The sequence below is a fragment of the Hymenobacter baengnokdamensis genome (assembly GCF_008728635.1).
Lineage (GTDB): Bacteria > Bacteroidota > Bacteroidia > Cytophagales > Hymenobacteraceae > Hymenobacter > Hymenobacter baengnokdamensis.
In genome coordinates this window covers 4,209,739-4,223,143 of sequence record NZ_CP044285.1, presented here as the reverse complement: position 1 = coordinate 4,223,143, position 13,405 = coordinate 4,209,739, and the positions used below count along the sequence as shown (strand labels likewise).

Here is a 13,405-nt window from a genome sequence, read left to right as displayed (position 1 = left end):
TGCGAGTCCGCGCGTGAGCATGTTAGTCAATGCTACCACGCACGGACTCGCAGAGTCCACGCTACAGCCCTGCCAGCTCTTCGCCAAAGCCGCCGCTCAAAATCGGGAAGCGCAGCCAGGAGCGCGGGTCTACGTTGTAGTCGTCGAGGTGAAAGCTGGGCGCGTAGCGCTCGCGCTTCCACTGGTTGCGGCTCCAGAGCTGGTAGAAGCGCTTCACGTAGGTGCGCAATTGCTCGGGCTCGTAGCTGGGCTCTTCGGCCACGAGCTGGGCCAGCACGGCGGCCGGCGACAGCCGGTCGTAGAAGGCCAGCCGCTCGATGCGGTTGAGCAGCACGTAGGGCATCAGGTCGCGCTCGTCGGTTTGCTTGTCGGCCAACGGGCGCAACTCGGCGGTGGGTTGCAGGGCGTTGACGTGGTGCAGGGCCTCGTAGCCGAGCGCGGTTTGGGCCCAGCGCAGCCATTTTTTTACAAAATCCTTATCGACGCCCGCGATGGGGGAGATGCTGCCGGCCGTGTCGCCGTCCATGGTGCAGTAGCCCACGCTGGCCTCCGAGCGGTTGGAGGTCGTGATAAGCAGGCAGTTCTGCACATTGGCCAGCAGCCAGATGCCGGGGGCCCGCACCCGCGCCTGAATATTTTGCAGGGCCAGGTCGTCGGTTTGCCAGGTCAGCTCGCGGCCCAGCGCGTGCTCAATCTTGCCCACGTAGCCGCTTACCTCATCGTCGATGGTCCAGTCGAAAAAGCGGGCCCCGATACTGTCAGCCAGCTCGCGGGCCGAGTTCAGGGTGTCGTCGGAGGAGTTAACCGTGCCCTGATACGCGCAGGTGAGCAAGTGGTTGACGAGCTGCTGGTTGGTCGTGGCTGGTTTTTGGTTTTGCGCGGCGGCTTCGTTGTCCACGTCGGTGGCCTGCTGCGTTGCCTTGCCGCCCGCGCCTGCCTGCGTCACCTCCTTTTTGGCGGCATCGAAAGCACCGCTACGCCGCTTAAACTCTTCCACGCCCAGCTCTTCCACGCCCAGGCGCACCATCTCGGCCACGCCCACGGCGCAAAAGCACGAGTCGGCCCCACCGCTGAGGCTCAGCACAAACCCCTTGCTGCGCGCCTTGCGCAGGTAGTCGAACAGCGCCAGGCTCATGGCCTGGTTGAGCTCGCGGTACTCGTCGGGCTCGGGCAGCGGCACAATGGTGTCGGCCACTGCGAGCGGCTCCGCGAAATCGACCTCTACCCATTCCAAATCCACTTCCTTAAAGCTCAGCAGCTGGTTGCGCCTGAGCAGGTGGCCGTTTTGGGCAATCAATATCTCGCCATCATAGATAGTTCTTCCGGCTTCGTTGCCCAGCAGGTTGGCATACAGATAGGTGCAGCGAAACTTGCGCGAGGCATTGAGCACCAGCTTGTAGCGCACATCGGTCTTGCTCATCGCAAAGTGGCTGGCCGAGGGGTTGATAATCAACTCAACCTTACCCATGAGCCGGCAGGCGGGCCGCACGTCGTCGGGCCGCCAGGCATCCTCGCATATCTCAAAGCCAAAGCGCACGCCTTGGTGCTCAAACGTAAGGTCGCCCAGCGGCCAGCTTTCGCCTTCATGCTCCACCGTTGTGGTTTCGCCAGCCAGCCACGGCACAAAAAAGCGCGTTTCGTAGTGCACGCCATCGTTGGCCAGAAACTGCTTGGCCGCGAAGCCCAGAATCTGGCCGTCGCGCAGCACGGCGGCCGTGTTGTAGGTGCGGTGGTGCAGCCGCACCGGCAAGCCCACCACCACGCAAATACCCTCCGTAAGCGGCCTGATTTTTTGCAAATGCGCCAGCGCCGCCGCCGGCAGCCAGTCGCTCAAAAACAGGTCTTCGCAGTTGTAGCCCGTCAGGCACAGCTCGGGCAGGCACAGTAGCTCTACGCCCTCAGCTTTGGCCTGGGCAATGGCGGCGCTGATATTCTGAATGTTATGAGCCCAGTTGAAGGGAATCTGGTTGAGGGCGGCTCCGGCAATGCGCATAGGTTAGTCCTGAAAGGTTTGACGCTGGATTATCCCTTCCGCATAAGTAACAGGCTTCAAATTCAGTGCTTTTAATTCGAAAACTATTTTTTCTATTTCATGTAGCATAACCTGACTATTCATATAAGTTCCAGTATATCCAGATGTGCCTTCATAATCTGCGTGTGTCAGAGTCAATGTTGCATTTCCCCACCGGAAGTAGCTACTAAGGCTTAGGTTATTTTTGCATCTTAATTGAAGTAGCTCTTTATTTAAACCATCAGCATTGAAATACACCCTTATCAAATAAAAAGGGAATACAAAAAGCCCCGTCTGAAAGTTGGTAGAAATTTCCACTGCAAACCCATCAACTTCACCAATTAAGCCTACAATAGTACCAGGCTTATCCATTGCAGGTAAGCCATCAGTTGCTATCGCCCGCGTCAATCCGCAGAATAAAAGCGGGCTAACATTTTGTTTAAGCCAAATCTTTTGCTGCTGGCGGGGGGCAATAATTTTGTTTTGGAGCCATACTAACGATTGAAAAAAAACTACTAGTACGCCAATAGCAAAAGCAAGTGATGGCCAGTTAATCATACTCCTGAGTCATTCAATTACACCCCCAATGCCGCCAACGCCCGCTCGGCGGCCAGCTGCTCGGCCTGCTTCTTATTGAGGCCCATGCCGGTGGCTATTACCTCGTCGCTCAGCAGCACAGTGGCCGTGAATTCCATCACGCCGCCCGGCCGGGGCTCACCGCTCAGCTCGTAGCGCACGTCTTTGCCATTACGTTGCGCCCATTCGATGAGCTTGCTCTTATAATTGGACGTAGTGGTGGTCAGCTTGTTAACATCGACAAACGGCTTTATTAAGCCTTTGAGCACAAACTTGCGGGCCGACTTGTAGCCCAAATCGAGGTACACCGCCCCGACCAGCGCTTCCAGGGCATTGCCGTTTACCGAGCGCGAGCGGGCTACCCGGCTCTGGGTCGAGTCGAGCTGCACCAGCTTGTCGAGGCCCATTTTGAGGGCAATGGCGTTGAGGCTTTCGCGGTTGACGATGCGCGAGCGGGTTTCGGTCAGGAAGCCTTCCTGCTCGTACGGAAACTTGCGAAATAGGTACTCGGCCACTACGGTGCCCAGCACCGCGTCGCCCAGAAACTCCAGCCGTTCGTTGCTTTGGTGGCGGCCCGCGCCGGGGTCCTGCTTCACCACCGACGAGTGGGTAAACGCCAGCCGGTAGAGCTGCGCATTATCCGGGTCCTGGCCGATAACGGTGGCGACGGCCTGCCGAAACTGCTTATCGCTGCCCAGCAGCCGCCGAAACAGACCAAAGAGAGGTAGAGGCATCGCAGATTAAACGGATTTAACGGATTTCGCAGATACGCCCACCTGCGGTGGGCTGGCTAAGCCCGGGTATGAAAGGAGGAGAACAGTGCTGAATTTCAAGCAGCACTCAGCGCAGTTTATAAGTCTGTGTACAGATTGCCTGGGGCGGGCTGCCGGGGTTGAGCCGGCTGTCCGCTCTTGGTTCGCGCCGCTGGTTCTTTCGACGAGCGGACAGCCGGCTCAATCCCGGCAGCCCGCCTTATACACCGATTTGAAAACTGCTCTAGCGGTGGGCTGACCAAGCCCGCGTACGGGCCGAGCAAGTCAGACAAGCATGCTACTAACACAGCATAAACACGCGCATAAGTTTTGACAGGTCGCAGCCAACCAAGCCAGCTAGCCCACCGCAGGTGGGCGTATCTGCGAAATCCGTTAAATCCGTTTAATCTGCGGTCAGCTTGCGGAAAACCACGCTGGTATTATGGCCGCCGAAGCCAAACGTGTTGCTGAGGGCCACGTTCACCTCGCGCTTCTGCGCCACGTTGGGCGTAAAATTCAGCGCCTGGTTGATTTCCGGGTCGGGCGTGTGCAGGTTAATGGTGGGCGGTATCATGCCGTGCTGGATTGCCAGGATGGAAGCCACTGCCTCAATGCCGCCCGCCCCGCCCAGCAGGTGGCCGGTCATGCTCTTGGTCGAAGAGATGTTGAGCTTGGCCGCGTGCTCGCCGAATACGGTTTCAATGGCCTTGATTTCGGCCCCGTCGCCGAGCGGCGTGCTCGTGCCGTGCGTGTTGATATAGTCAACCTCGCTGGCGTCGATGCCCGCATCGCGCAGGGCGTTGCGCATTACCAGCACCACGCCCGAGCCACTGGGGTCGGGAGCCGTAATGTGGTAGGCATCCGACGACATACCGCCGCCGATAATCTCGCAGTAGATTTTGGCCCCGCGCGCCCGGGCGTGCTCATACTCTTCGAGCACCAGCGCACCCGCGCCTTCACCCAGTACAAAGCCGTCGCGGTCTTTATCATAGGGCCGCGAAGCCGAAGCCGGGTCGTCGTTGCGCTCGCTCATGGCCTTGAGGGCATTGAATCCTCCCACGCCCGACTCGGTAATGGCGGCTTCAGAGCCGCCGGTCACTACGGCATCGGCCAGACCGAGGCGGATATTGTTGAAGGCTGCAATCAGCGCATCGTTCGACGAGGCGCAGGCCGAGGTCGTAACGAAGTTGGGGCCGCGAAAGCCATTCTTAATGGAAATATTGCCCGATGAGGAGTCCGCAATCATGCGCGGAATAAAGAACGGCGAATACCGGGGGGTGCCGTCGCCGCGCTCAAACTGAAAGCATTCCTCCTGCAGCGACTTGAGGCCGCCGATGCCCGAGCCCCAGATTACGCCCACGCGGTCCTTATCGACGCCACCCGTCAGCAGGCCGGCATCGGCAATGGCTTCGTCGGAGGCGATAACGGCAAACTGCGTGAACAAGTCCATCTTCCGACCTTCCTTGCGGTCGAAGTAAGCATCAGGATTGTAGTCTTTTACCTCGCAGGCAAAGCGGGTTTTAAATTTAGAGGCATCGAAGCGGGTAATGGCAGCGGCCCCGCTCACCCCATTCTTGAGCCCCTCCCAGTAAGCGGGAGCGGTGCTGCCCAGGGGTGTGATGGCCCCGATACCGGTTACGACAACGCGGCGAATTGACGACATAGAGCGGACGCCGGTCAGGCGGCGTGATTTTTTAGATGTGCTAATATGCTGAGTGCGTAACGTACTCCTGAATCGATAGGGTAGCAGCCGGCGAGACTAGCAGCCCAGCATCGATAAGAAAAGCTCATTAGGTAGAAACAGCAAAACCGGCCGGCGGCGAGCCGGCCGGTATAGGCAATTTTTGATTGTTGGGCCAGCTGTGCAATTAAGCTAGCTGGCTCTTCAATAACTACTTGGCGTGCTCTTCGAGGTAGCTTACTGCCTGGCCCACGGTCTGGATGTTCTCAGCCTGGTCATCGGGAATGCTCACGTTGAATTCTTTCTCGAATTCCATAATCAGCTCCACGGTGTCGAGCGAGTCGGCACCCAGGTCGTTGGTGAAGCTGGCTTCCGGAGTTACTTCCGAGGCTTCAACGCCCAGCTTGTCGATAATGATGGCTTTTACTTTTTCGGCGATTTCAGACATTGCAGTCGTGGTTAAGGGGGAAACTTGTCTGCAAAGTAACGCTACTTTTCGCAACTACCCCGCGCTACCCCCCGGAGAGTACGTACAATATTTTGGCTTACCCCCTAAAAAGGGCGTCCTATGGCCCCGCGAAAGCTGTAGCTTTGCACTTCGCCGCTGACCGATGAAAATGCTAACCCTGGAGGCTGAGTACGACTGTGACTTCGCGCTGTTTGGCCTGGTTTCCAGCACCCGTGACTACACGCTGGCCTGGAGCCTGAACCGGCAGCTGCGTCTGCGCCTGGTGCGGCAGCCCGATTTCATTCTCAACCTGGTACAGCAGGGCGCTCTGGCATTCAGCTACTATCTCTACGCTACGGAGGTGCTTACCTTGCGGCTGTTGCGCAACCGCGCCGCCCAGCCGTCCACGCTGCAAAAGCCCTTTCTGGCCCCCGATATCCGGGAGTACGACTATCTGCTGCAGGTGCAGGGCGGGGTGGATGAGTGGGCCGGCACTGAGCTGCTCGACCGGCTGACGGCCGTGCCCGCCGTGCAGTACGCCAGCGAGTTTGCGCCTGCTGAATTGAAGTACAAAGAAAATCTGATTTTTTAACTACTTGCCCTCTTCTTCGGAACAAAGCTCTTTGCCAGGGCGGCAGTCACTTACTCTCTACCTTTTTCTACCCGCTGTGGCGCGAACGTACAAAGGCGCTTTGCCGACGCAGCACGACCCGCAAAAAACACATGGAACCTTCCACCGTTTCCTTTAATAAAACCAAGATTGTGGCCACCGTGGGCCCGGCATCCAATACCTACGAGCGCCTGGGTATGCTTATCCGCGAGGGCGTTGATGTGTTTCGGCTCAACTTCTCGCACGGTGCCCACGAAGAGCACCTGTCGGTTATCAATACCGTGCGGCGCCTCAACAAAGACCTGCGTACCAACGTGGGCCTGCTGCAAGACCTGCAAGGGCCGAAAATCCGGCTGGGTGAGGTAGAAGGGGGCGGGGTAGAAATCAAGCGCGGCGATAAGATAAAGCTGGTGTGCGGCGAAAAAGAAATCAGCACGGCCACGCGCCTGAGCACCATTTACCTGGGCCTGGCCCGCGACGTGAAGCCGGGCGATATGATTCTTATCGATGATGGCAAGATTGAGCTGAAAGTGCTCGCCACCGACCGCGACCACGAGGTAGATGTGGAAGTGGTGTACGGCGGCCTGGTAAAGCCCCGCAAGGGTATCAACCTGCCCGACTCGGAGGTTTCGGCCCCGAGCATGACAGAGAAAGATATTGAGGACCTGAAATTTGGCCTTGATAACGACGTAGACTGGATTGCCCTGAGCTTTGCCCGCAAAGCTGATGATATTCGCTTTATCAAAAAGCTGATTGCTGAAGCCGGTAAAACTACCCGCGTAGTTGCCAAAATCGAGACGCCCGACGGCCTGCGCAATATTGATGAGATTATTGCCCTGACCGACGCCGTAATGGTAGCCCGCGGCGACCTCGGCGTGGAGGTGAAGATGGAGGAGGTGCCGATGGCTCAGAAGATGATTATCGAGAAGTGCAACCGGGCCGGCAAGCCCGTTATCGTCGCCACCCAGATGATGGAGAGCATGATAACTGCCCCGCGCCCCACCCGCGCCGAAACCAGCGACGTCGCCAACGCCGTGATGGACGGGGCCGATGCCGTAATGCTCTCGGCCGAAACGGCCGTGGGGGCATACCCCGCCGAGGTTATCCGCTCGATGGTAGCTACTATTCTGAGCGTGGAAACGCGTAGCCCCAAGCTTTTCCATAAGTGGTGGCCCGTCGATTCGGCCGCTTCCACCTTTATGGTCGATAGTATTCTGTCGGCTTCCTGCCACCTGGCGAAGAATACCAGTGCTAAAGCCATTACTGGTATGACGCACCAGGGCTACACCGCCTTCCAACTGGCCAAGTATCGCCCCAAAGCCGATATTTTCATCTTCACCGACAACCGGCCGCTGCTGACTGCGCTGAGCCTGGTGTGGGGCGTGCGCTGCTTCTATTACGACCGCTTTAACAGCACCGACAGCACTATCGCCGACATTCGCTACGTGCTTACTACTACCGGCCACCTGAAGGCCGGCGATGTATTCATCAATACCGGCACCATGCCCATCACCGAGCGGGGCCGCGCCAACATGGTAAAGGTGAGCGTCGCGTAGGCTGTCTGAACCAAGGATTTTGTGAATGCAAAAAAGGCTGCCTGGTTGGGCAGCCTTTTTATTTGCCAGGGCGGGGAAGGTGTCAACTGCTAATCGTCTACAAAATCCGATAAATCCGTGGTTCAGACCTGCTCCTTAACCAGCTTCCAGGTCATCAGCGTGCCAGCGGCCGGTGACTGCAGCTGTATTACATAGACGCCCGTAGGCTGGCAGGCTAGCGGTATAGCCAAGCTCCGCTGGCTGCTGCTAATGGCGTGCGCCACATGGTGCGTCCTAGTGCGTCGGCAAGCACCAGTATGGTGCCTGGTTGGCAAGGGGCCGCCAGCGCAAGGGTAGCCTGCGAGGTATAGCCGGGTTGGGCGACAGGGTAGCAGCCGCTAGTGCCTGGCAAGCCCGCGCCGTCAGCAGTTCTGTAAAATATAGCGGCTGTCCGTAGCCAAACCTGCCCTGGCGGTAGTAGGCCAGTTGGTTTTCGTAATAATCGGTAGAATGGCTAACTCCCACTCCCAGAGTAGGAACCAGCCTTTGGTTGAGCACCAGTCGATACCCGGCAGGTGCGGCTGGGTACTGCCCAACCCGTATATACAGTAGCGCGGGCTTTGTAGTCGGCGCGGGCTAACGCTTGGTAGCCGCGAAGATAGCCGGCAAAATTAATCGGCTCAGCCAACACAAAAAGCCCTGCCGGCAAAGGCAGGGCTTTTTGGTATGAAGCGCGGGACCGAACGGTGGGGCGGCAGAGTTCGGTCCCGCTAAACTCGTCTCGCGCTAAAGCGCGTTGACGAGCTTTGTCAGCTTGCTCTTGTTGTTAGCAGCTTTATTCTTGTGAATGATGTTCTTCTTGGCCAGGCGGTCCAGCATCGACGATACTTTCTTCAGCAGCTCCTGAGCGGCCGTTTTATCGGTGAGGTCGCGCAGCTTTTTGATAGCCGTACGAGTAGACTTGTGCTGGTAGCGGTTTAGTACACGCTTCGCCTCGTTGCTGCGGATGCGCTTAATAGCCGACTTGTGGTTTGCCATGACAAAAAAGGAATTCTATAAAAAACAGCCGGGGCTGCGGTTTTCGCGTTTGGGAGGGCAAAGGTAGAAATTAAAACCGATAAATCCCAGCGTCAGCGTAAGAAAATTAGCGGGCAGCAAACCGATAGCTGGGTGAGCCTCAACTACCATTTGTGCCCACATTTGCCCAAAAATACGCTGCCAACAGCCAAAAACCACCAAACTGGCGTTGCTTTTGCTGCGAAAGAAGCTGTTTCGCCGGCTACCGCCGGCCCGTTTTATGCCGTTGCTTACTACTTCTGACTATCGCCCGGCTATGTTTCTGGCCAATGGGCACCTGCAAACTATTGCGGCCAGCACCCTGCGCCGGGTGCCGGAGGTGCGCTACCAGCGCGAGCGACTGGAACTGCCCGACGGAGATTTTGTGGACCTCGACTGGTCGCTGGCGGGCTCCGTGCCGGCTGGCCGGCTGGGTATCATCTCGCACGGGCTGGAAGGCGATAGCAACCGGCCCTACGTGCGCGGCATGGCCCGCGCCCTCAACCAGGTGGGCTTTGATGCGCTGGCCTGGAACTACCGCGGCTGCGGCGGCGAAACCAACCGCCTGCTGCGGGCCTACCACCTGGGCGATACCGACGACCTGGCCGAGGTTATCCGGCATGCAAGTGAACAAAAGCATTACGCTGAAATATTTCTGACCGGGTTTTCGGCTGGTGGCAACGTTACTCTTAAGTACTTGGGCGAGAACGCCGCGCGGGTGCCGGCTCAGGTGCGTCGGGCGGCCGTATTCTCAGTGCCTACCGACCTGAAGGCCAGCTCGGTGCATATCAGCCGCTGGCAAAACCAGGTGTACCTGCGGCGATTTATGAACTCGCTGCGTGAGAAGATTCGGGCAAAGGATGCCCGGCTACCGGGCCAGCTCGACTTGTCGGAGCTAAATAAGCTGCGCGATTTTCCGCAGTTCGACGAGCGCTTTACAGCCCCGCTGCACGGGTTTGCCTCGGCCGATGACTATTACGAGCAAGCAGCCTCGGGGCGCTATTTGAGTGGCATTCGCGTGCCTACTCTTTTGGTTAACGCGCTGAATGACCCGTTTTTACCCTCCAGCTGCTTCCCGCGGGAGGCGGCCGCTGCCAGCCAGTTTCTCTACCTCGAAACGCCAACCGTGGGCGGACATGTAGGCTTTAACGAAGGCGGCCCGGCCGGCACTTATTATTCGGAGCGCCGGGCAGTAGATTTTTTTACCCGCGCTGAGCCCGGATAGTATAGTATTTATATAATATTTCTGAGCATTAAGCCAGCAACAGGCAGAGGCTACCTTCTCGAAAGCGGCCAGTCCTGGCTGCTGAATAAGCAAACCAAAAACAAGCGTAAGAGCAGCGGCGGGCCTGCCCGGTCCCTAGTACGCGCTGCTCGTTTGCCGCAAATCAGGCTCCGGGTGGGTGCTACGCTCCACCCGGAGCCCGCCGGCTTACCTGGCAGGAGGCGACGTAGCTTCCAGCGCCGAGAATGTTTCCAGAATTTTGTAGGTGTGCGACGCACCCTGGGGCACGAGGTAGGAGGAGCCGGCTTCCAGAGTAGTTACCTGGCCTTCGAGGTGCAGCTCGGCGCGGCCTTTCAGCACGTAGCCTACCGTTTCGTAGGGCTTGCTGCTAAGCGGCTTGGGCGCGCCGGGCTCTTCGTTTTCCCACAGGCGCAGGGCCACGTGCTGGCCGGCGGCCAGGTGCTGGGAGCCATCGGGAGCGGTTGTTGAGGAAGTGGGGTGGTTGGTAGTAGACATGAGGAAAAGCTGGAAAATGAGGAAGATACCCGTTGGTAGCTGCTAACGGCCGTTCCGGCCGGGTGGTTGTGCCGCTGCCAGCTTAAAACCTTCGGCGTGGGCGCCCGGTTAAGAAGCCCAGGCCCGGCCGATATTCTGGCTTGCTGGCTGTTAGTGGACTTTACTCATACTACTCCCGTGTCTGCCGCTGCCCTCGAAACGTTTGCTGAGCAATTGGCACGGGCACACGCGGCCGTGCCCACGGCCCTGCCAGGGCCGGCCTTTTGTGCATTAGCCGAGCAGGTGCTGGCGGTGCTTTTTCCGGAGCGGGCCGCCCGGCCCCTGGCCGGCCCCGATGCCGTTGCGGCTACGCTCTACCACTTGCGGGCCGCGCTGGCCGAGCTGCTGGCGCAGGTGCCCGGCCTGCCGGCTGCCCCCGGCACGCTTGCCAGTGCCTGCTTTGAGGGGCTGCCAGCCCTGCGGGAGGCCCTGTTGCGCGATGCCGAAGCTACCCTCGCCGCCGACCCCGCCGCCCAGAGTATTGCCGAGATTCTGACTACCTACCCTGGCTTTTATGCTACCGCCCTGCACCGGCTGGCGCACGCGCTGCACCAGCGCGGCGTGCCGCGCCTGCCGCGCCTGCTGAGCGAGTATGCGCACCAGCGCACGGGCATCGACATCCATCCGGGGGCGCGCATTGGGGGCGCATTCTGCATCGACCACGGTACGGGCATCGTAATTGGCGAAACAGCCGAGATTGGCGCGCACGTGCAGATTTATCAGGGCGTTACGCTAGGAGCACTCAGCGTAGCCAAGACTCTGCAGGGCCTCAAGCGGCACCCGACCATTGAAGACCATGTGGTGATATATGCGAACGCCACGATATTAGGGGGCAATACCGTTATTGGTCCGCACAGTATTATTGGCGGCAACGTGTGGCTGACCGAGAGTGTGCCCTCGCACTCGCGGGTGTACCACCGGGCGCAGCTCCACATGGCCCGGCAAGACGACCCGGCCGGCGAGCTGATATTTTCGATTTAAGCTTACTATCAGTTACTCGTTGCCAGTTGTCAGGCTGATTACGAGTTGGTTTCATCCAAAACTGTTCGCTAGCTTCTTAAAAAAACCTGACAATTGTCAACAAACAACTGACAACCAACTCAATCAAAAATGAAAGCTAATTCCATCCTCGACGTCATCGGCAACACGCCGCTGGTCAAACTCAACAAGCTATTCGCCGCCGAGCGCCCCGATGTGGAGGTGTGGGTGAAGCTGGAACGCCAGAACCCCGGCGGCTCCATCAAAGACCGCATCGCGCTGAGCATGATTGAGCAGGCCGAAAAAGACGGTATCCTCACCAAAGACAGCCTTATCGTGGAGCCCACCTCCGGCAATACGGGCGTGGGCCTGGCCATGGTTGCTGCCGTGAAAGGCTACAAGCTTACCCTGGTAATGCCCGAAAGCATGAGCATCGAGCGGCGCCGCCTGATGTCGGCCTACGGCGCGCAGCTGGAGCTGACCCCGCGCGAAGGCGGCATGAAGGCCGCCATTGCCAAGGCCCAGGAAATAGTAGCCGGCACGCCCGGCGCCTGGATGCCGATGCAGTTCTCGAACCCGGCCAACATCCGGATTCATGCCGAAACCACGGCCCAGGAAATTTTGCGCGACATGCCCGGCGGTTTCGACTTCCACATCACCGGCGTGGGTACCGGCGGCCACATCACGGGCGTAACCGAGGCGCTTAAGCCGCTGTTCCCCAACATGAAAACCTTTGCGGTTGAGCCCGAGCTGTCGGCCGTTATCAGCGGCGGCGCGCCGGGGCCGCACCCCATTCAGGGCCTGGCAGCGGGCTTTATTCCCGAAAACCTGCACACGGCCATTCTCGACGGTACCATTCAGATAAGCCGCGACGAAGCGTTTGAGATGACGCGCCGGGCCGCGAAGGAGGAGGGCATTCTGTGCGGCATCTCGTCGGGGGCGTCGCTGGCGGCGGTGGCCAAAAAGCTGAGCGAAGTGCCCCAGGGCGGCAAGGTGCTTACCTTCTGCTACGACACCGGCGAGCGGTACTTGTCGGTCGAAGGGTTGTTTGTGTAGTAAATATAGTAAAAAAACTATTTTGTAAAGAGCGTCGGGCCCGGTTTGCCGTGGCCCGGCGCTCTCGTTGTTTTTACCGTATTTCAGCCCATGAATAATGATGTTCCGCAAGTCGGGGCCGGCCGCCTGTGGCGCTGGCTGTTGCCGGCCGCCGTAGTGGCCTGCCTCTACGTCAACTACTTATATAATGCCCACCCGCCGGCCGGGGCGCTCAGCAATGGCGCCATGTCGGCGCGGCATCCTACGCTGCTGACACCGGCGGGCTATGCGTTTAGCATCTGGGGCATCATTTTCTCGGGGCTGGTAGGGTATACGGTCTGGCAGCTGCTACCCCGGCAGCGCGAGGCGCTGCTGCCGCTGGAAATCAATACGCTGCTGACGTGGGCGGTGCTGGCTACTACGGGCTGGACGCTGGTATTCAGCTATGAGCTTATCAGCGCCAGCCTTACCCTGATGCTGCTCATTCTGCTGCTGCTGGCGCAGGCGTATGGCCGCGCCCGGGCATCGGTGCTGGCCGGCCAGGCGCCAGGCTGGCCGGTGTGGTTCCTGAGCTTATATCTGGGCTGGATACTGCTGGCTACGGTGCTCAACGTCATCTTCGCCCTGCGCGACGGGTTTGGGTGGCAGTGGTCGGCCGAGGCGAGCCGGGTGGGTTGCTACGCGCTGCTGGCAGTAGCGGCCGGCCTGGGAGTCGGGCTGGCCTGGCGCCACCGTGATGCGCTGCTGCCGCTGCCCGTTGCCTGGGGCCTGGTAGGCACCTGGCAAGCCCAGCACACCGCTGAGGCGGGCCTGGCTATGGCAGCTTTGGCCGCGGCCGTCGCGCTGCTGGCAGGTGCCGCTGTGGTAGCCCGGCAATCGCGGTCGGCGTAGCGCTGGCCGGGCCGCCCCCACGCCGTTACTTTTGTGGCAGCCCAGCGTGGGC

13 protein-coding genes are annotated in these 13,405 nt (G+C 59.2%); 6 read left to right on the top strand and 7 right to left on the bottom strand.

The genetic code is table 11. The features are described from left to right. Nucleotides 1-61: 61 nt before the first annotated feature. From nadE to F6X24_RS17940, 5 genes are all read right to left on the bottom strand, one after another. Nucleotides 62-1,993 (bottom strand): NAD(+) synthase, encoded by a 1,932-nt coding sequence (gene nadE / locus F6X24_RS17960; protein WP_151089304.1) that lies wholly within the window; start codon nt 1,991-1,993, stop codon nt 62-64. 3 nt (nt 1,994-1,996) lie between these two features. Then, a complete protein-coding gene (locus F6X24_RS17955; RefSeq protein ID WP_151089303.1) occupies nt 1,997-2,569 on the bottom strand; it encodes a hypothetical protein in 573 nt (190 codons plus the stop codon). 17 nt (nt 2,570-2,586) lie between these two features. After that, nucleotides 2,587-3,321 carry a ribonuclease III gene (gene rnc, locus F6X24_RS17950; RefSeq protein WP_151089302.1) on the bottom strand — a complete coding sequence of 245 codons (735 nt, stop codon included), beginning with the start codon at nt 3,319-3,321 and terminating at the stop codon, nt 2,587-2,589. Between the two features lie 421 nt (nt 3,322-3,742). Then, on the bottom strand, nt 3,743-5,002 hold the full coding sequence (gene fabF / locus F6X24_RS17945) for a beta-ketoacyl-ACP synthase II (RefSeq protein ID WP_151089301.1): 1,260 nt from the start codon (nt 5,000-5,002) through the stop codon (nt 3,743-3,745). A 229-nt stretch (nt 5,003-5,231) separates the two neighbouring features. Next, nucleotides 5,232-5,468, bottom strand: coding sequence for an acyl carrier protein (locus F6X24_RS17940; protein WP_068229068.1), 237 nt, complete (start codon nt 5,466-5,468; stop codon nt 5,232-5,234). A 163-nt stretch (nt 5,469-5,631) separates the two neighbouring features. Here F6X24_RS17940 and F6X24_RS17935 point away from each other — a divergent pair, with 163 nt between their 5' ends. Continuing rightward, a complete protein-coding gene (locus F6X24_RS17935) occupies nt 5,632-6,060 on the top strand; it encodes an IPExxxVDY family protein (RefSeq protein ID WP_151089300.1) in 429 nt (142 codons plus the stop codon). A gap of 131 nt (nt 6,061-6,191) precedes the next feature. Further along, nucleotides 6,192-7,634: a pyruvate kinase gene (gene pyk / locus F6X24_RS17930; protein ID WP_151089299.1), complete on the top strand. Its 1,443-nt coding sequence runs from the start codon at nt 6,192-6,194 to the stop codon at nt 7,632-7,634. 765 nt (nt 7,635-8,399) lie between these two features. Here pyk and rpsT read toward each other — a convergent pair. Then, nucleotides 8,400-8,651 (bottom strand): 30S ribosomal protein S20, encoded by a 252-nt coding sequence (gene rpsT, locus F6X24_RS17925; protein ID WP_151089298.1) that lies wholly within the window; start codon nt 8,649-8,651, stop codon nt 8,400-8,402. Nucleotides 8,652-8,910: 259 nt separating this feature from the next. Between rpsT and F6X24_RS17920 the strand changes: the two genes are divergently transcribed. Further along, nucleotides 8,911-9,894, top strand: coding sequence for a YheT family hydrolase (locus F6X24_RS17920; protein WP_151089297.1), 984 nt, complete (start codon nt 8,911-8,913; stop codon nt 9,892-9,894). Nucleotides 9,895-10,101: 207 nt separating this feature from the next. Here the strand turns inward: F6X24_RS17920 and F6X24_RS17915 are convergent, their stop codons facing one another. Beyond that, entirely contained in the window at nt 10,102-10,410 is a 309-nt protein-coding gene (locus F6X24_RS17915; RefSeq protein ID WP_151089296.1) for a cupin domain-containing protein, read from the bottom strand. Between the two features lie 177 nt (nt 10,411-10,587). On the opposite strand from F6X24_RS17915, the gene F6X24_RS17910 reads away from it, so the two are divergent. From F6X24_RS17910 to F6X24_RS17900, 3 genes are all read left to right on the top strand, one after another. Next, nucleotides 10,588-11,430, top strand: a complete 843-nt coding sequence (locus F6X24_RS17910; protein ID WP_229725218.1) for a serine O-acetyltransferase — start codon at nt 10,588-10,590, stop codon at nt 11,428-11,430. A 129-nt stretch (nt 11,431-11,559) separates the two neighbouring features. After that, entirely contained in the window at nt 11,560-12,483 is a 924-nt protein-coding gene (gene cysK, locus F6X24_RS17905; RefSeq protein ID WP_151089295.1) for a cysteine synthase A, read from the top strand. A 90-nt stretch (nt 12,484-12,573) separates the two neighbouring features. Further along, nucleotides 12,574-13,353 (top strand): hypothetical protein, encoded by a 780-nt coding sequence (locus F6X24_RS17900; protein ID WP_151089294.1) that lies wholly within the window; start codon nt 12,574-12,576, stop codon nt 13,351-13,353. Nucleotides 13,354-13,405 lie beyond the last annotated feature (52 nt).

Excerpts from the sequence above, each read along its gene's own strand:
- nadE (WP_151089304.1), bottom strand. The coding sequence starts at position 1,993 with ATGCGCATTGCCGGAGCCGCCCTCAACCAGATTCCCTTCAACTGGGCT.
- F6X24_RS17955 (WP_151089303.1), bottom strand. The coding sequence starts at position 2,569 with ATGATTAACTGGCCATCACTTGCTTTTGCTATTGGCGTACTAGTAGTT.
- rnc (WP_151089302.1), bottom strand. The coding sequence starts at position 3,321 with ATGCCTCTACCTCTCTTTGGTCTGTTTCGGCGGCTGCTGGGCAGCGAT.
- fabF (WP_151089301.1), bottom strand. The coding sequence starts at position 5,002 with ATGTCGTCAATTCGCCGCGTTGTCGTAACCGGTATCGGGGCCATCACA.
- F6X24_RS17940 (WP_068229068.1), bottom strand. The coding sequence starts at position 5,468 with ATGTCTGAAATCGCCGAAAAAGTAAAAGCCATCATTATCGACAAGCTG.
- F6X24_RS17935 (WP_151089300.1), top strand. The coding sequence starts at position 5,632 with ATGAAAATGCTAACCCTGGAGGCTGAGTACGACTGTGACTTCGCGCTG.
- pyk (WP_151089299.1), top strand. The coding sequence starts at position 6,192 with ATGGAACCTTCCACCGTTTCCTTTAATAAAACCAAGATTGTGGCCACC.
- rpsT (WP_151089298.1), bottom strand. The coding sequence starts at position 8,651 with ATGGCAAACCACAAGTCGGCTATTAAGCGCATCCGCAGCAACGAGGCG.
- F6X24_RS17920 (WP_151089297.1), top strand. The coding sequence starts at position 8,911 with ATGCCGTTGCTTACTACTTCTGACTATCGCCCGGCTATGTTTCTGGCC.
- F6X24_RS17915 (WP_151089296.1), bottom strand. The coding sequence starts at position 10,410 with ATGTCTACTACCAACCACCCCACTTCCTCAACAACCGCTCCCGATGGC.
- cysK (WP_151089295.1), top strand. The coding sequence starts at position 11,560 with ATGAAAGCTAATTCCATCCTCGACGTCATCGGCAACACGCCGCTGGTC.
- F6X24_RS17900 (WP_151089294.1), top strand. The coding sequence starts at position 12,574 with ATGAATAATGATGTTCCGCAAGTCGGGGCCGGCCGCCTGTGGCGCTGG.